The organism is Acidovorax sp. SUPP3334, from assembly GCF_030159055.1.
Classification (GTDB): domain Bacteria; phylum Pseudomonadota; class Gammaproteobacteria; order Burkholderiales; family Burkholderiaceae_C; genus Paracidovorax.
The window spans coordinates 1-17,441 of the sequence record NZ_BQXQ01000050.1; the positions used below are offsets into that span (position 1 = coordinate 1).

Annotated in this window: 14 protein-coding genes and 1 pseudogene; 4 read left to right on the plus strand and 11 right to left on the minus strand. The window is 58.7% G+C overall.

All coding sequences use genetic code 11. The features are described from left to right. Nucleotides 1–122: 122 nt before the first annotated feature. The 4 genes from AVHM3334_RS20800 to carA form a co-directional block, all read right to left on the minus strand. On the minus strand, nt 123–530 hold the full coding sequence (locus tag AVHM3334_RS20800; protein WP_284415406.1) for a DUF4149 domain-containing protein: 408 nt from the start codon (nt 528–530) through the stop codon (nt 123–125). A gap of 18 nt (nt 531–548) precedes the next feature. Next, the gene (gene greA, locus AVHM3334_RS20805; protein ID WP_284415407.1) at nt 549–1,025 is read right to left on the minus strand and encodes a transcription elongation factor GreA; all 477 of its coding nucleotides are present in this window, start codon (nt 1,023–1,025) and stop codon (nt 549–551) included. A 184-nt stretch (nt 1,026–1,209) separates the two neighbouring features. Beyond that, nucleotides 1,210–4,455: a carbamoyl-phosphate synthase large subunit gene (gene carB / locus AVHM3334_RS20810; protein ID WP_284415408.1), complete on the minus strand. Its 3,246-nt coding sequence runs from the start codon at nt 4,453–4,455 to the stop codon at nt 1,210–1,212. Further along, complete coding sequence (gene carA / locus AVHM3334_RS20815; RefSeq protein WP_284415409.1) at nt 4,455–5,618, minus strand: glutamine-hydrolyzing carbamoyl-phosphate synthase small subunit; 1,164 nt, start codon at nt 5,616–5,618, stop codon at nt 4,455–4,457. The genes carB and carA overlap by 1 nt, the downstream gene beginning before the upstream one ends. Nucleotides 5,619–6,057: 439 nt before the next feature. On the opposite strand from carA, the gene AVHM3334_RS20820 reads away from it, so the two are divergent. Further along, the gene (locus AVHM3334_RS20820; protein ID WP_349816637.1) at nt 6,058–6,204 is read left to right on the plus strand and encodes a DUF2243 domain-containing protein; all 147 of its coding nucleotides are present in this window, start codon (nt 6,058–6,060) and stop codon (nt 6,202–6,204) included. A gap of 7 nt (nt 6,205–6,211) precedes the next feature. Here the strand turns inward: AVHM3334_RS20820 and AVHM3334_RS20825 are convergent. Beyond that, nucleotides 6,212–7,050 (minus strand): annotated as a pseudogene (locus AVHM3334_RS20825) (IS630 family transposase). A 176-nt stretch (nt 7,051–7,226) separates the two neighbouring features. Here AVHM3334_RS20825 and aat point away from each other — a divergent pair. The 3 genes from aat to AVHM3334_RS20840 all read left to right on the plus strand — a co-directional run bounded on the left by aat (nt 7,227) and on the right by AVHM3334_RS20840 (nt 9,587). After that, nucleotides 7,227–7,985: a leucyl/phenylalanyl-tRNA--protein transferase gene (aat, locus tag AVHM3334_RS20830; RefSeq protein WP_284415410.1), complete on the plus strand. Its 759-nt coding sequence runs from the start codon at nt 7,227–7,229 to the stop codon at nt 7,983–7,985. After that, nucleotides 7,982–8,719 carry an arginyltransferase gene (locus AVHM3334_RS20835; RefSeq protein WP_284415411.1) on the plus strand — a complete coding sequence of 246 codons (738 nt, stop codon included), beginning with the start codon at nt 7,982–7,984 and terminating at the stop codon, nt 8,717–8,719. Before aat ends, AVHM3334_RS20835 begins: the two co-directional genes overlap by 4 nt. Before the next feature lie 64 nt (nt 8,720–8,783). Further along, a complete protein-coding gene (locus AVHM3334_RS20840; protein WP_284415412.1) occupies nt 8,784–9,587 on the plus strand; it encodes an IclR family transcriptional regulator in 804 nt (267 codons plus the stop codon). A gap of 99 nt (nt 9,588–9,686) precedes the next feature. Here the strand turns inward: AVHM3334_RS20840 and AVHM3334_RS20845 are convergent, their stop codons facing one another. The 6 genes from AVHM3334_RS20845 to AVHM3334_RS20870 all read right to left on the minus strand — a co-directional run bounded on the left by AVHM3334_RS20845 (nt 9,687) and on the right by AVHM3334_RS20870 (nt 17,159). Next, entirely contained in the window at nt 9,687–10,781 is a 1,095-nt protein-coding gene (locus AVHM3334_RS20845; protein ID WP_284415413.1) for a serine hydrolase, read from the minus strand. Nucleotides 10,782–10,896: 115 nt separating this feature from the next. After that, a complete protein-coding gene (locus AVHM3334_RS20850) occupies nt 10,897–12,435 on the minus strand; it encodes a 2-isopropylmalate synthase (RefSeq protein ID WP_284415414.1) in 1,539 nt (512 codons plus the stop codon). 200 nt (nt 12,436–12,635) lie between these two features. After that, on the minus strand, nt 12,636–13,469 hold the full coding sequence (pssA, locus tag AVHM3334_RS20855; protein ID WP_284415431.1) for a CDP-diacylglycerol--serine O-phosphatidyltransferase: 834 nt from the start codon (nt 13,467–13,469) through the stop codon (nt 12,636–12,638). 194 nt (nt 13,470–13,663) lie between these two features. After that, nucleotides 13,664–14,680 carry a ketol-acid reductoisomerase gene (gene ilvC, locus AVHM3334_RS20860; protein WP_092743825.1) on the minus strand — a complete coding sequence of 339 codons (1,017 nt, stop codon included), beginning with the start codon at nt 14,678–14,680 and terminating at the stop codon, nt 13,664–13,666. Between the two features lie 60 nt (nt 14,681–14,740). Beyond that, a complete protein-coding gene (gene ilvN / locus AVHM3334_RS20865; RefSeq protein ID WP_092743827.1) occupies nt 14,741–15,232 on the minus strand; it encodes an acetolactate synthase small subunit in 492 nt (163 codons plus the stop codon). A gap of 139 nt (nt 15,233–15,371) precedes the next feature. Continuing rightward, a complete protein-coding gene (locus AVHM3334_RS20870) occupies nt 15,372–17,159 on the minus strand; it encodes an acetolactate synthase 3 catalytic subunit (RefSeq protein ID WP_284415415.1) in 1,788 nt (595 codons plus the stop codon). Nucleotides 17,160–17,441: the final 282 nt, after the last annotated feature.

The window sequence follows — 17,441 nt, forward strand, 5'->3', positions numbered from 1 at the left end:
TTCCAATGTCAATCTGGCATTCTTATGGCTGTTCATCCGGTGGGATCCCTCTGTGACTCTGAAGCGTGTTAACTCCAGTTTCCCAGACCCATTCGGGTGAACAACCTATTGAGACATCACAGCTAGCGCCGTGAAGTACGCCAAAGCACGGCCAAGGCACACAGCCATTGCAGCGCATACATGACCGTGCCGACGGTATGCCAAAGGCGCAGATCCTGACGCGCCACAATACGCGGCGATACACCGTACTGGACCAGCAGGGCCAGCAAAAGGCCGCCAATCACGCATACCAGCGCATTCTGGGCCCACGCTTCTTGAGCCTCGGCATGCCTTCTTTTAGACAACAGCAGAAGGCAGGCACAGCACGCGATCGAGACGAAAGTCTGGGCCTCGAACAGGCACGCAGCCATATTGCCTGCCAGTGCTGGCGTGGGCAGATATACGAACAGCAGCGGCACCGCCAGGAACCCGATTGCCGACAGGCTACCCCACCAAAGGGCTGAGGCGATCACGGGAAAACGGTCGAACATGGCTGTGCGCGTGCTTTATCAGAGGTAGCTCACACCCACCACTTCGTAGCGGCGAAGCCCACCTGGGGCCTGCACTTCCGCAGTGTCGCCCTCTTCCTTGCCGATCAATGCGCGCGCAATGGGGCTCGACACATTGATAAGCCCCAGCTTCAGATCGGCCTCGTCCTCGCCCACGATCTGGTAGGTGACGGCATCGCCGGACTCTTCGTCTTCCAGCTGGACCGTGGCGCCGAAAACCACCTTGCCGCCTGCGTCGAGCGCGGTCGGATCGATGATTTGCGCCGCGGAGAGCTTGCTCTCGACTTCCTGGATGCGGCCTTCGATGAAGCCCTGTCGATCCTTTGCGGCCTCGTACTCGGCGTTCTCGCTCAGATCGCCCTGCGCGCGCGCTTCGGCGATCGCGTTGATCACGGCGGGACGCTCGACGGTTTTCAGGCGGTGCAACTCTTCCTTGAGCTTTTCAGCGCCGCGTTTGGTAATGGGAATGGTGGCCATTGAATCTGTCTCCACGTTCAATTCGACGCTGCGCCAAGCGCAGCCCTCCTGGCGCCTTGCACAACCATGAATGCACAAGCGAACGCCCCAAAAGGAAACCGCCGCGCGTTGCCGCGCGGCGGTCTCTGTTCAGCTGTGATTATGCCGCGTTTGGATCGGCTGAACGCTTAACCCGACTGGGTACTCAGGCTGTCAACTGAGCATGCAGTTCCTGCAAGGAATAGACCTCGAGGTGCTCCAGATGCTTCATACCTTCGACCGCAGCCTCGGCGCCGAAAATGGTCGTGAATGTAGTGACACGGGCTTGCAGCGAACTCGTACGGATCGCGCGTGAATCGGCAATCGCATTGCGCCGTTCTTCCACCGTATTGATGACCATGACGATCTCGTCGTTCTTGATCATGTCGACGATGTGCGGACGTCCTTCGGTGACCTTGTTCACCACAGTCACAGGCACGCCGGCTTCCGAAATCGCTGCTGCAGTCCCCTTGGTAGCGACAAGGTCGAAGCCGAGCGCGACGAGTTGGCGAGCGATATCCACCGCACGTGGCTTGTCGCTGTTTTTCACCGTGAGGAACACCTTGCCCGAAGTAGGGAGTTTCGTGCCCGCTCCGAGCTGGCTTTTGACGAAGGCCTCGCCAAACGTCTTGCCCACGCCCATCACTTCTCCCGTGGACTTCATCTCAGGGCCGAGGATCGTATCCACGCCAGGGAATTTGACGAACGGAAAAACCGCTTCCTTCACGCTGAAGTAAGGCGGCGTGACTTCGCGCGTGATGCCCTGGCTGGCCAGCGACTGGCCGGCCATGCAGCGCGCAGCCACCTTTGCCAGCTGAATGCCCGTGGCCTTGCTGACGAAGGGCACCGTGCGCGAAGCGCGCGGGTTCACTTCCAGCACATAGATCACGTCTTTTCCATCCTTTTCCTGAATGGCGAACTGCACGTTCATCAAGCCGATCACGTTCAAGCCTTCCGCCATGGCTGCGGTCTGGCGCTTCAGCTCATCGACGGTGGCCTTGCTGATGTAATACGGCGGCAGCGAGCAGGCCGAGTCGCCGCTGTGCACGCCAGCCTGCTCGATGTGCTCCATCACGCCCCCGATGAACACCTTGCCTTCAGGGTCGCGCAGGCAGTCCACGTCGCATTCGATCGCATCGTTCAGAAAGCGGTCCAGCAAAACAGGCGAATCGTTGCTCACCTTGACGGCTTCGCGCATATATCGCTCAAGATCACGCTGCTCGTGCACGATTTCCATGGCACGCCCACCCAGTACATAGCTGGGACGCACGACCAGGGGGTACCCCAGCGCTGCGGCCTTTTCCAGTGCTTCCGGTTCCGTACGCGCAGTGGCATTGGGCGGCTGACGCAAGCCCAGGTCGTTGAGCAGTTTCTGAAAGCGCTCACGGTCTTCCGCAGCATCGATCATGTCGGGGCTGGTTCCGATGATGGGCACGCCTTCGGCTTCCAGGCCCAGGGCCAGTTTGAGAGGCGTCTGACCTCCGTATTGAACGATCACGCCAGTCGGCTTCTCCTTGTCCACGATCTCCAGCACGTCTTCCAGAGTCAGGGGCTCGAAATACAACCGGTCCGACGTGTCGTAGTCGGTTGAAACCGTTTCCGGATTGCAATTGACCATGATGGTTTCATAACCGTCCTCGCGCATGGCCAATGCAGCGTGCACACAGCAGTAATCGAACTCGATGCCCTGTCCGATGCGGTTAGGTCCGCCGCCCAAGACCATGATCTTCTTGTTATTGGTGGGTGCAGCCTCGCACTCGTCCTCGTAGGTCGAATACATGTAGGCCGTATTGGTCGCGAACTCCGCCGCGCAGGTGTCCACGCGCTTGTAAACGGGGCGCACGTTGAGCGCGCGGCGTGCTTCACGAACGGCCTTTTCCTGAGTCTTCAGCAGCTTGGCCAAGCGGCGGTCGGAGAAGCCTTTTTTCTTCAGCGCACGCAGAGTATCCGCATCGATGGCCGCCAGGGCGCCATCGCCCTTTTCTTCCACGAGCTTGTCCAGATCCAGTTCGATCTTCACGATCTCCTCGATCTGCACCAGAAACCACTTGTCGATCTTGGTGAGCTCGTGCACCTCGTCGACCGACAGGCCCATCGCGAACGCGTCACCCACGTACCAGATGCGCTCCGGACCTGGCTCGCCCAATTCCTTTTCGAGCAGCTCGCGATCCTGGGTCTTTTCGTTCATCCCGTCCACGCCCACTTCAAGGCCACGCAGGGCTTTTTGGAACGATTCCTGGAATGTGCGGCCCATGGCCATGACCTCGCCGACCGACTTCATTTGCGTGGTCAGCCGGCTGTCGGCGGTCGGGAACTTCTCGAAGGCAAAACGCGGAATCTTGGTAACCACGTAGTCGATCGACGGTTCGAACGACGCGGGCGTAGCGCCGCCGGTGATTTCGTTCTTGAGTTCATCCAGCGTGTAGCCCACCGCCAGCTTGGCAGCCACCTTGGCGATGGGAAAGCCCGTGGCTTTCGATGCCAGGGCGGATGAACGCGACACCCGCGGATTCATTTCGATGACGATCATGCGACCGTCCTTCGGGTTCACCGAGAACTGCACATTGGAGCCGCCGGTGTCCACCCCGATCTCACGCAGCACCGCAAGGGATGCATTGCGCATGATCTGGTATTCCTTGTCGGTCAGAGTCTGCGCCGGCGCGACGGTGATCGAGTCGCCCGTGTGCACGCCCATGGGGTCAAGGTTTTCGATCGAGCAGATGATGATGCAGTTGTCCGCCTTGTCGCGCACCACTTCCATCTCGTACTCTTTCCAGCCCAGCAAGGATTCTTCGATCAGCAACTCGTTGGTGGGTGAAGCCTCCAGGCCACGCTTGCAGATGGTTTCGAACTCTTCGGGGTTGTAGGCAATGCCGCCGCCCGTGCCACCCAGCGTGAAACTGGGACGGATCACGGTCGGAAACCCAACCGTCTTTTGCACAGTCCATGCTTCATCCATGGAGTGGGCAATGCCCGACCGAGCCGAGCCCAGGCCGATGCGCGTCATCGCATCCTTGAACTTGAGACGGTCTTCCGCCTTGTCGATCGCCTCGGGCGTGGCGCCGATCAACTCGACCTTGTACTTGTGCAGCACGCCGTTGCGCCACAGGTCGAGCGCGCAGTTCAGCGCCGTCTGTCCACCCATCGTGGGCAGAATGGCATCGGGACGCTCCTTGGCGATGATCTTCTCGACGGTCTGCCAAGTGATCGGTTCGATGTAGGTCACGTCCGCCGTGGCGGGGTCCGTCATGATCGTCGCAGGATTGCTGTTGATCAGGATGACCTTGTAACCTTCCTCGCGCAGCGCCTTGCAGGCCTGCACGCCAGAGTAGTCGAATTCGCAGGCCTGGCCGATGATGATGGGGCCGGCACCAATGATGAGAATCGATTTGAGGTCTGTGCGCTTCGGCATTATTTCTTCTCCATCAGCGCGGTGAAGCGGTCAAACAGGTAGGCGATGTCGTGGGGGCCGGGTGAGGCTTCAGGGTGCCCCTGGAAGCAGAACGCAGGCTGGTCGGTGCGCTCCAGGCCCTGGAGCGTGCCATCGAACAGGCTGATGTGCGTCGGGCGCAACGTGGCGGGCAACGATTCCATCTCCACCGCAAAGCCGTGGTTCTGGCTGGTGATGCTGACGCGACCGTTGTCCAGGTCCTTCACGGGATGGTTCGCGCCGTGGTGGCTGTTGTCCATCTTGAAGGTCTTGGCACCGCTGGCCAACGCCATGATCTGGTGGCCCAGGCAGATACCGAAGGTGGGCACGCCGGCATCGATGATCTGCCGCGTGGCTTCGATGGCGTAATCGCACGGCGCCGGGTCGCCCGGTCCGTTGGAAAGGAACACGCCATCGGGATTCATCGCCAGCACGTCGGCAGCCGGCGTCTTGGCTGGAACTACCGTGATCTTGCAGCCTCGCTCGGCGAGCATGCGCAGGATGTTCTTCTTGACGCCGTAGTCATAGGCCACAACATGGAATCGAGGCTCTCCCAGCGTTCCATAGCCCGAGCCGAGCTTCCATTCGGTCTGGTCCCACGGATAAGCTGTGGGGGTACTCACGACCTGGGCCAGGTCCAGGCCCTTCATGCTGGGCGCTGCCTTGGCGGCGGCCAGGGCTTCATCGATGCGCGCCTGCGTGACCGCCTCTCCAGCGGCCAGGCCGACGATTGCGCCGTTCTGCGCCCCGTGGGTTCGCAGAATTCGCGTGAGCTTGCGCGTGTCGATGTTGGCGATGGAGACGGTTTTCTCGCGCACCAGATACTGCGAAAGTGTTTCGGTGCTGCGGAAATTGCTGGCCAGCAACGGCAGGTCTTTGATGATCAGACCTGCAGCATGGACCTTGTCGGCTTCGATATCCTCGATATTGACGCCGTAGTTGCCGATGTGCGGATATGTCAGAGTGACGATCTGCTGGCAATAGCTCGGGTCGGTGAGGATTTCCTGGTAGCCGGTGATGGCGGTGTTGAACACCACTTCGCCTACCGTGGTGCCGGTGGCACCGATCGAATTGCCGATAAAGACCGTGCCGTCTGCGAGCGCCAGTATGGCGGGCGGGAAGGATCCCTTTAGAGACAAAAGCACTGGGTTCTCCGAATGGTTACGGGTCGCCCGGAGTCCGCAGGAACGAATTCCTGAAGACTACTGCTTTTTGGGGGGTTGCTTTGGTTGCTGCCGGGCGACGTTTTTGCGGGAAAGCCTCCAATTGTAGCGCCTCAGAGGCAGCGCCTCCCCCGCCCGGTCTGGGGTCATTCAGCGCCATCCGTCGATGCGTCGCATCTGCCAGCCAGAGACCAGTCGGCCGCGATCGCGAATTCGGCATCCGCAGAGCAGGCTCATTTGCCCTACACCGCAGCCGCAAAAAGCCCCAGAAAGATTGCGGCGTTGTCATGGGCTGCTCCCCTTCTTGCAAAGGCGGCGCCTCCTCAACAGAAAGAAGTGTTGGCATGACTGCTGCCTTTCGCCGAATGAACTGGTCTGGCTACCTCCTCGGTTTCAGTCTGGGAGGCTTTTCGATGGCATCTTGCTGCATCAGATCCTGCAATGGCACCATCTTCTGAGCCGTGTCGAATCGGCAATGGTGCAAGACGTCCGGGTGCAGATCCTGGCGGATGGGCTGTTTCACGCGCTGATGTATGTGATCGGAGCATTATTGATCCGGCATGAATAAACTTGAATCAGGCGGCATACCGGACTGGTTCGTGTTCAAAGTAGCTCTTGATGCGTTCAGGCTTTCGCTGAACGCTGCGCAAATGCCTCGCGGTGGCCTTGACCAACTGCAACTTCGTGCGCGCCGGGGCGAGCTTCGTGACGGCCTGCTTGAGGTCGGCGTTGGCCATCTCGTTCGGGTTGAGCTGCGGGCTGTAGCTGGGCAGGTAGAACACCTCGATCTCATGCTTGTGTTCGGCAAGCCATGCCTTCACGGGCTTGCTGTGGTGCACCCGAAGGTTGTCCAGGATCAGGTAGACCTTGCGGTCCGCGTCCTTGATAAGCCGGCGCAGGAAGTCGATCAGGATGTCGGAGTTGAGCGCTCCGTCGAAGGCCTTGCAGCGCATCTGCCCCTTGTTGGTGACGGTGGAGATCACCGACAGACCATGGCGCTTGCCGTTCACCCGAATGACCGGGGTCTCGCCCTTGGGTGCGTAGCTGCGCCCGCGCACGTCGTCGCTGCGCAGCCCGGTCTCGTCGCCCCAATGGATCTCGGCGCCCTCGACCTTGGCGCACGAGGCGATCACAGGGTATTCCTCTTCAAGCCACTTTTCCACAGCGCGTACGACATCTTCAGCTGATCGGGCGTCTTGTCAGTGATCAGCTTGCGCACCGCCGCCTCCTGGGCCGCGTCCAGCCGTCGCCCTTCTTCGTGGCGCTTGACGATGTCGAACACGCCGGTGCGGCTCAGGCCCGTCTGCGCCGCAATTTCGTCGTACGTGCGACCCGCATTGCGCAGGCGAATCACTTGCACGCGTCTTTCATGCCGCGCTTCGCGCGACAGCGATCTCATGTCGGTTGCTTTCATCATCCATACATGATGGCTCATTCAAAAAATTCAAGATTATTATTGCCGGATCAATAAGAAGAAAAAATTTGAAGGCATAGTTCCACGCCAAGCCGGACCAATGTCAGTACGTTGTTCAGGCGAAGTCGGCACGCGCTGGGTGACAATGCTTTGCCTATTTCACTTCGACCGCGCGCATGTCTGCCGATCATCTGCCTTGGCTGCAACCCGAAGACGATTTCCCCAGCGTAGAGCTCAGCTGGGGACATGACTCACCCGCACCTGGCTTACTCGCTGCTGGCGGCGGCCTCGGCACCGTGCAGTTGAAAAATGCTTACCACCAAGGCATTTTTCCGTGGTTCAGCCCCGGACAACCGATCCTCTGGTGGAGTCCCGATCCCCGCATGGTGCTGCCCGTGGCCGAGTTCCGCCTGCATCGGTCGCTGCGCAAGACGTTGCAGAAATTCCAGGCGTCGCCCCACTGCGAGATTCGGGTGGATCACAACTTTGGCGCGGTGATCAAGGCATGCGCCGGCACCCCGCGATCAGGGCAGAACGGCACCTGGATCGTTCCGCAAATGGTGGATGCTTATCACGCATTCCATGCCGCAGGCTTTGCGCACAGTATTGAAACCTGGGTCGATGGCCGCTTGGTCGGAGGGTTGTATTGCATCGCGCTCGGCAGGGCTATTTTTGGCGAATCGATGTTCGCCCACGCCACGGATGCATCCAAGGTGGCACTGGCGGCGCTGGTATGCCTTTGCCGGCGCCACAGCGCATCGCTGATAGATTGCCAGCAAAACACATCCCACCTCGCCTCAGTGGGGGCCCGGGAGATCGCACGCTCTCAGTTCCTCGAGCATGTCGCGAAGGCCTCGAAGGAACCGGCTTTTCCCTGGAAATTCGAGCCCGTATACTGGACCGAGCTAATACCCAACATCGGGAATGCGGGATGACGCAACTCAACGACCTGCCGCTGCACACCTTGCAGTTCTACGCCACAGCACCTTATCCGTGCAGCTATCTGCCCGCGCGGCAGGCCCGCTCGCAGGTCGCCACGCCCAGCCATCTGATACAGAACGATGTGTATTCGGATTTGGTGGCACGGGGTTTCCGCCGCAGCGGCATGTTCACCTATCGCCCCTACTGCGATGGCTGCCAAGCCTGCACGCCCTTGCGGGTGCTGGCCAAGTCCTTTAAACCGGACCGCAGTCAGCGGCGCGCGTGGTCAAGGCACCAGAATCTGCAGGCGCGAGTACTTCGACTGGGCTATGTACCCGAGCACTACCAGCTGTACCTGCTTTACCAGAACCTCCGTCATTGCGGCGGTGGCATGGATCACGACAGCATCGACCAATACACCCAGTTCCTGCTGCAGAGCCGGGTCAATTCCAGGCTCGTGGAGTTTAGAGAGCCCGATGTGGACGGCGCAGCCGGAGCATTGCGCATGGTGTCGATTCTGGACGTGCTGGACGATGGGCTTTCTGCGGTCTATACCTTCTATGACCCCGAGGCTGGCTGCAGCTATGGCACCTACAACGTGCTCTGGCAAATCGAACAAGCACGTGTCTTGGGCTTGCCGCATGTTTACCTGGGCTACTGGATCGAGGAAAGCCCCAAGATGAGCTACAAGGCACGGTTCCTGCCGCATGAATTGCGCGTGGACGGAGAGTGGCGGCTAGCAGATTGAACGGGAGACCGAACACCAGCATTTCACAAGATAAAATGCTCGCTTCTCGTCAAACCACATCACCATGAAAAAAGACGATGCAGGCGTGCCCGCCAAACCCAGCGTCCAGGTGCTGGAGCGCATGTTTGCGCTCATCGACGTACTCACCTCTCGCGAAGAGGCGATTTCACTCAAAGAAATCAGCGAAAAGACCGGGCTGCACCCTTCCACCGCGCACCGCATCCTGAACGACCTCACGATCGGTCGCTTTGTAGACCGGCCAGAGTCAGGCAGTTATCGCCTGGGCATGCGGTTGCTGGAGTTGGGTAATCTGGTGAAAGCCCGTCTGAGCGTGCGCGATGCGGCGCTCGCTCCGATGCGCAATCTGCACAAGTTGATCCAGCAGCCGGTGAATCTGAGCATGCGCCAAGGCGACGAAATCGTGTATGTGGAGCGCGCCTACAGCGAACGTTCTGGCATGCAAGTGGTACGGGCCATCGGCGGTAGAGCGCCCCTGCATTTGACCTCCACGGGTAAGCTCTTCCTCGCCGCCGACGATCCGCAACGCGTTCGTGCTTATGCAATGCGTACTGGGCTGTCAGGGCACACCAGAAACAGCATTACGCAACTTCCCGTGCTTGAACGCGAATTAGGCAAAGCACGCCAATATGGCATTGCGCGGGACAACGAAGAATTGGAGCTCGGCGTTCGGTGCATGGCGGCAGGCGTCTACGACGACCAGGCCAATCTGGTCGCAGGCCTTTCAATCTCGGCCCCGGCGGATCGCCTGGACGAAAACTGGTTGCCGAAGCTACAAGCGACGGCCAGCGAAATCTCTCAAGCGTTAGGCTATGCCTTGAATCGCAGAGACAAGGCGGTACCTCAATAGGCGAAGGTTTCGTAAAGAAACCAAATACGGACCATCGCTTCCGAGAGCACGGTCCGTGCGGATCGCTACAGCCCCCGCCTCAGCTTCACCATCAAGCATTTACTCTTTGGTGCCGATCGCGTGAAGGGTTGGCGCAGCGCCTATCGCGGGAAGTTTTTCAACCCAGGTGCGTACACGTTCCGCATCACCGAGACGACTGAACTTGCCGGCAGAATCCAGGAAGACCATGATCAGCTTGCGGCCGGATATCTGGGCTTGCATGACCAGGCAGCGACCTGCTTCGGAAATGTAGCCAGTCTTCTGAAGACCAATGTCCCAAGCCGGGCTCTTCACCAGTCGATTGGTGTTGTTGTACTGCAGCGTACGGCGCCCGACGGCCACCTCATAGCTGGGAGATGTGGTGAGTTCACGCAACATCGGATCGCCATGCGCAACATTGACCAGAGTGGCCAAATCACGGGCACTGGATTGGTTATGGCTCGACAGGCCGGTGGGTTCCACATAGCGAGTGTCCGTCATGCCGAGCAATTTCGCTTTGGCATTCATCTGAGCGACGAAAGCCTCCAACCCGCCAGGGAATGTGCGCCCCAGAGCATGTGCGGCCCGGTTCTCGCTGGACATGAGTGCCAAATGCATCATCTCACCGCGGGTCAGCGTGGTACCGACGGCCAGCCGTGAACTGCTGAACTTCTCCGTATCCACATCGTCCTGCGTGATGGTGATGGGCTCATCCATCGGCAGACGTGCCTGCGAGACAAGAAGCCCTGTCATCAGCTTGGTCAACGAAGCAATGGGCAGGACAGCGTGGTCATTCTTGCTGAGCAGCACCTCATTGGTATCTTGGTCGATGACCAAGGCGACGCTTGATTTCAAATCCAGAGGATCGGTGAGGGAGTGCAATCCGGCCGCTTGGCCGAACGACAATTTTTCAGGCACAACCGCCATCCGGGCGACCGTCTTCACGCTGCGGGCAGAGATCCGGGTGGCTTTGACACGGGTCACGGCTTTGCGCGAAACCGCCGTGGAAGAGCGGGCGACCGGGCGCTGTTTGGCCGTACTGGATGCCGCCTGCTTCTTGATCTGCACCTTTTTTCGCTCAGTCGCATGCACCGTCGTGGCCGTGAGCGCAATGCTCATCGCTAGAAACGCAACGGTGCGAAAGAAGCGGGAAGAAACGCGAGGGCGTACATGCATCAGAGTGCTCCAAGCGGTAAAAAGTGTTTTTCAGTGTACAGAATCGAAAAAAGTCGCGCAAGATCAATACCTTGCGCGACCTTTCAATAAAGTGAATGAATTATAAATTCGATGGCTAGCCTTGTGCAGCTACCCGATCGGCTTTACTTTGTAATTTGTTCAACGCACTGATGTAGGCTTTGGCTGACGCGACGACGATATCTGGGTCGGCCCCTACCCCGTTTACCACCCGCCCGCTGTTCTGGAGCCGTACGGTCACCTCGCCCTGGCTCTCGGTGGAGCCACTGATGGCATTGACGGAATAGAGAACCATCTCCGCACCGCTCTTCACATGCGACTCGATGGCTTTGAGCGATGCGTCCACCGGACCGTTACCGTCGGACTGCCCCTGAACCTCCTTGCCGCCGACCGTGAACACGATGGTGGCTTGCGGCCGCTCACCCGTTTCGCTGTGCTGCGACAGTGAAACAAAACCATATTGCTCCTGCTCGTTAGCAGCGCTCTCGCCGCTTACCAAGGCCAAAATGTCTTCGTCGAAGATTTCGCTCTTGCGGTCTGCCAATTCCTTGAACTTGGCGAAAGCGCTGTTCACGTCCGTTTCGCTGTCGAGTTGGACGCCCAGCTCAAGCAGGCGTTGCTTGAAGGCATTGCGTCCGCTCAACTTGCCCAGGACGATTTTGTTCGCCGACCAGCCCACGTCTTCGGCGCGCATGATTTCGTAGGTATCTCGGGCCTTCAACACCCCGTCTTGGTGAATGCCGCTGGCATGGGCGAAGGCGTTGGCGCCGACCACGGCCTTGTTCGGCTGAACCACGAACCCCGTCGTCTGGCTGACCATGCGGCTGGCGGCCACGATGTGCTGCGCATCGATGCCCATTTCCAGGCCAAAGTAGTCTTTGCGCGTCTTGACTGCCATCACGACTTCTTCCAGAGAACAGTTGCCTGCGCGTTCCCCCAAGCCATTGATCGTGCATTCGACCTGGCGCGCTCCACCGATCTTCACACCGGCCAGTGAATTGGCCACTGCCATGCCTAAATCGTTATGGCAATGCACCGACCAGATGGCCTTGTCGCTGTTCGGAATGCGCTCTCGCAAGGTCTTGATGAAGTTGCCATACAGTTCGGGTATAGCGTAGCCGACGGTGTCCGGCACGTTGATGGTGGTAGCGCCCTCGGCAATCACAGCCTCCAGCACGCGGCAGAGAAAATCCATTTCGCTGCGGTAGCCGTCCTCGGGACTGAATTCGATATCTCCGATGAGGTTACGAGCGAATCGTACCGACTGCTTGGCCTGCTCAAGCACCTGATCAGGCGTCATGCGCAGCTTCTTTTCCATGTGCAGGGGGCTGGTCGCAATGAAAGTGTGAATACGGGCGCTGTTGGCGCCCTTCAGCGCCTCTGCTGCGCGCGAAATATCGCGATCGTTCGCACGGGACAGCGAACATATGGTCGAGTCTTTGATGGCCTGCGCAATGGATTGCACCGCCTCGAAATCCCCATTGGAGCTTGCCGCAAAGCCAGCTTCGATCACATCGACCTTGAGACGCTCGAGTTGACGCGCGATGCGCAGCTTTTCGTCTTTGGTCATCGATGCCCCGGGTGACTGCTCGCCGTCACGCAGGGTGGTGTCGAAAATGATCAGCTTGTCTGCCATTGTGTTTCTCCAAGGATGGTGGGCTCGCCATTTGAAATTCTGGCACGCAAAAGAAAAAGGCCCGTCGCGCATGCATACGGGCCTTCAGAAAAAGCGCGCCTGTCCGCTATTGTCTCCACCCATAAGCAGATGACAGTGGCAGCCGTGCCAGCATTTTCATGCGGCGCAATGTAGCACACCGGTCTTTGAAAATCCGGCGCTCATTTGTGCAGGCCGCGCTCATCCGGCTCGTCGGTCGACATGCTGATCACACTGCTGTGCTGACCCTTGGCCTTGCGCCAAGCGTACACAAAATAACCGCTGAGGCCATAAAGCACGAACACGCTGAACAGTACGGTGGGTGGATGGATATTGATGATGGCAATGCCCAATGCAATCAACACGATCACGGCGAATGGCACGCTTTTCTTCATCTGAATGTCTTTGAAGCTATAAAACGGCACGTTGGTCACCATGGTGAGGCCTGCGTAAAGCGTGAATCCGAACATGGTCCAGCTGACCTGAGACCAACTCATCCACAGGTCATCGCACCTGCGCACTCCCAGTTCCGTCAAGAGCCAGATGAACCCGGCCACCAATGCAGCGGCGGCAGGCGATGGAAGGCCCTGAAAGTAGCGCTTGTCCACCACCCCGGTATTCACGTTGAAACGCGCCAGACGCAACGCCGCGCATGCGCAGTAAACGAAGGCCGCAATCCATCCCCAGCGGCCGAGCCCTTTGAGCGCCCACTCATAGGCGATGAGCGCCGGTGCTGCACCAAAAGACACCATGTCGGACAACGAATCCATCTGCTCGCCGAAGGCACTTTGCGTGTTGGTCATCCGGGCTACCCGGCCATCCAGGCTGTCCAGCACCATGGCGCAAAAGACGCCGACTGCAGCCAGGTCAAAACGCCCGTTCATAGCCATCACGATCGAATAGAACCCACCGAAAAGCGCAGCCAGCGTGAACAGGTTGGGCAATATGTAGATGCCTTTGCGCCGCTTGCGCACCACCATGGGCGTGTCATTGGCGAAATCATTGCCCTCGTGCATCAAATCAACCTCCAGCGCCCACGCATCGGCGCAAGCGGCTATCAAAATAAGAGTGTCACAGCCCAACCCCGCTGGTCGGACAGCGGAGTGTAGTGCCTGACCGCCCTCGAAATGGCCAAAGAAAAAGGCCACCGCAGTGGCCTCATTCCTGGATCGTCACGCTTGCGGACCAAACCGCAGGTGCGCAGCGAGGATCAGTTACGCGTTTGGTCGACGAGCTTGTTCTTGGCGATCCAAGGCATCATCGCGCGCAGCTTGTTGCCCACCACTTCGATGCTGTGGTCTGCCGTGTTGCGACGGCGTGCCGTCATGCTTGGATAGTTCAGTCGGCCTTCCTGAATGAACATCTTTGCGTAGTCGCCGTTCTGGATGCGCTTCAGCGCATTGCGCATGGCCGCGCGCGACTGCTCGTTGATCACTTCAGGGCCGGTCACGTATTCGCCGTACTCGGCGTTGTTCGAGATCGAGTAGTTCATGTTGGCGATGCCGCCTTCATAGATCAAATCGACGATGAGCTTGAGTTCATGCAGGCACTCGAAGTACGCCATTTCAGGGGCGTAGCCAGCTTCCACCAGGGTTTCGTAACCCATCTTGATCAGCTCGACTGCACCACCGCACAGAACAGCCTGTTCGCCGAACAGATCGGTCTCGGTTTCTTCCTTGAAGTTCGTTTCGATGATGCCGGCCTTGCCGCCACCATTGGCCATGGCGTACGACAGCGCTAGGTCGCGCGCCTTACCAGACTGGTCCTGATGAACGGCCACGAGGTGAGGCACGCCGCCGCCTTGGGTGTAGGTGTTGCGCACGGTGTGGCCTGGGGCTTTCGGAGCCACCATCCAGACGTCCAGATCGGCACGGGGCACCACTTGGTTGTAGTGCACGTTGAAACCGTGGGCGAAAGCCAGCGATGCGCCTTGCTTGATGTTGGGTGCCACGTTGTTCGTGTAGACCTCTGCGATCTGCTCATCGGGCAGCAGAATCATGACCACATCGGCGGCCTTCACGGCATCGTTCACTTCCAGAACGTTCAGTCCGGCCTTTCCGACCTTGTCCCACGAAGCGCCGCCCTTACGCAGACCGACCACGACTTTTACGCCACTGTCGTTCAGGTTTTGGGCGTGAGCATGTCCTTGCGAGCCATAGCCGATGATGGCCACGGTCTTGCCTTTGATCAGGCTCAGGTCACAGTCTTTGTCGTAGAAAACTTTCATGTTGGCTCCAGGTTGAATCAGTGAGGGGATATAGGGGGAAAATCAGGAAAGGCGTGGTGCTCAGACGCGCAAGATGCGCTCGCCGCGGCCGATACCGCTGGCACCGGTGCGGACGGTTTCCAAAATGGCAGTGCGGTCGATCGCCTGCAAGAACGCATCGTTTTTTGACTGGTCTCCCGTCAGCTCGACGGTGTAGCTCTTCTCGGTCACGTCGATGATGCGGCCGCGGAAAATATCAGCCATGCGCTTCATCTCCTCGCGTTCCTTGCCGACGGCACGCACCTTGACCATCATGAGCTCTCGCTCGGTGTAGGCGCCTTCGGTCAGATCCACCACTTTCACCACTTCGATGAGGCGGTTCAGATGCTTGGTGATCTGCTCGATCACGTCATCCGAACCTGTGGTCTGGATAGTCATGCGCGAAAGCGATGCATCCTCCGTAGGCGCGACGGTAAGAGATTCGATGTTGTACCCACGGGCAGAAAACAATCCGACGACACGCGAGAGCGCGCCGGGTTCGTTTTCCAGCAGGACGGCAATGATGTGTTTCATGGTGCAGATTCCTCTTCTCGCTGCCCTCCCCTGGCGCTGGTAAGCGTCAGGCTTGGCAGGCAATAGATTCGTCGTTGAGAAATTGCTATTTATTTAAAAGCAGATTACGCTTGATGGACAAGCGCTGGGCGCCGATTGCTTAAAGGTCTTCCGACCCCAAGAGCATCTCTGTAATGCCTTTGCCAGACTGGACCATCGGAAAAACGTTTTCCGTGGGGTCGGTCCGGAAGTCCATGAAAACAGTGCGGTCCTTGAGCTTGCGCGCTTCTCGCAAGGCCGGCTCCACGTCTTCGGGACGCTCGATCAGCAAGCCCACATGGCCGTAGGCTTCGGCCAGCTTCACGAAATTGGGCAAGGCATCCATGTAACTATGGCTATAGCGACCGGAATACTCAATCTCCTGCCACTGCCGCACCATACCGAGATAGCGGTTGTTCAACGCGCAGATCTTGATTGGCGTGTTGTATTGCAGGCAAGTCGAGAGTTCTTGAATGTTCATCTGCACCGAGCCTTCGCCCGTGATGCAAAACACTTCCGAGTCAGGCTTGGCCAGCTTGATGCCCATGGCGTAAGGAATGCCCACGCCCATCGTGCCCAGCCCGCCGGAGTTGATCCAGCGGCGAGGCTCGTCGAAACGGTAGTACTGCGCAGCCCACATCTGGTGCTGGCCGACGTCGGAGGTGACGTACGCGTCGGCATCCTTCGTCATGTTCCACAGAGTTTCAACGACGTACTGCGGCTTGATCACCTCGCGGTTGCTGCGGTCGTATTTAAGGCAGTCGCGTTTGCGCCAGCCTTCAATCGTGTCCCACCACGCCGCCAAGGCGCCTGCGTCGGCCCGGGTGCTCGACTCTCCGACCATGTTGATCAATTCGGTGAGCACGTCCTTGACATCCCCGACGATCGGAATGTCGACCTTTACGCGCTTGGAAATGCTCGACGGATCGATATCGATGTGAATGATCTTGCGGTCGTTCTGGGCAAAGTGCTTCACGTTGCCTATGACACGGTCATCGAAGCGAGCTCCCACGGCCAGCAACACATCGCAGTTTTGCATGGCGTTGTTGGCTTCGATCGTGCCATGCATTCCCAGCATTCCGAGAAACTTGCGATCGCTGGCTGGATAGGCACCCAGGCCCATCAAGGTGTTGGTGACCGGATACCCCAGCATGTCCACCAGAGTCCTCAATTCCTGCGTGGCGTTGCCCAAAAGCACGCCGCCGCCGGTATAGATATAAGGCCGTTTGGCCGTCAGCAGCAATTGCAGGGCCTTGCGAATCTGCCCACCATGGCCCTTGCGCACCGGGTTATAGGAGCGCATTTCAACGCTCTGCGGGTAGCCGCTGTAAGCCACTTTCTTGAAGGAGACGTCCTTTGGAATATCGACCACCACGGGGCCGGGCCGACCGGTCCGGGCAATGTGGAAGGCCTTCTTCATCGTCATGGCCAGATCGCGGGCATCTTTGACGAGGAAATTGTGCTTCACGATGGGCCGCGTAATGCCCACCGTATCGCACTCCTGGAACGCATCCAGCCCGATGGCGGGTGTGGGCACTTGACCAGAAATGATGACCATGGGAATGGAGTCCATGTACGCCGTCGCAATGCCAGTCACTGCATTGGTCAATCCAGGACCCGAAGTGACAAGGGCTACACCGACTTCACCAGTCGCGCGGGCATAGCCATCAGCGGCGTGTACCGCAGCCTGCTCATGGCGCACCAGCACATGCTGAATGGTCTCTTGTTTGTAGAGCGCGTCGTAGATGTAGAGGACTGCGCCGCCCGGATAGCCCCATATGAACTGCACGCCTTCGGCCTGCAAAGACTTGATGAGGATTTCGGATCCCATAAGATCCTGCAAGGCGGAATGCGAATGGCCCTGCGATGCAGCGGCTGCCGAAGTGATTTCGGCTTTGGAGATTTCCATGATCAACCTTTGCGAATTTCTCTGACGAAAAACCTTGGGTGCCCCTCATGCGCGCTCTTGTGGAGTCGACTTGGAACTTGAGGCTTCGGACATGGGCGAGATGATTGCTGCGCCGGACCGAGACCCGTTTGCCTTTTGAATTGCAGGGCGGATTATGGCACTGCAACATGAGTCTTCGCCATTGCCTGCTGAAAAGATTTGGAATCGATGCGATAAACTCGGCAGTCCAACGCGCCGGTGCTGTCACCAGCGGATAACGCCCCGACAAGCGGGCAACCTTCT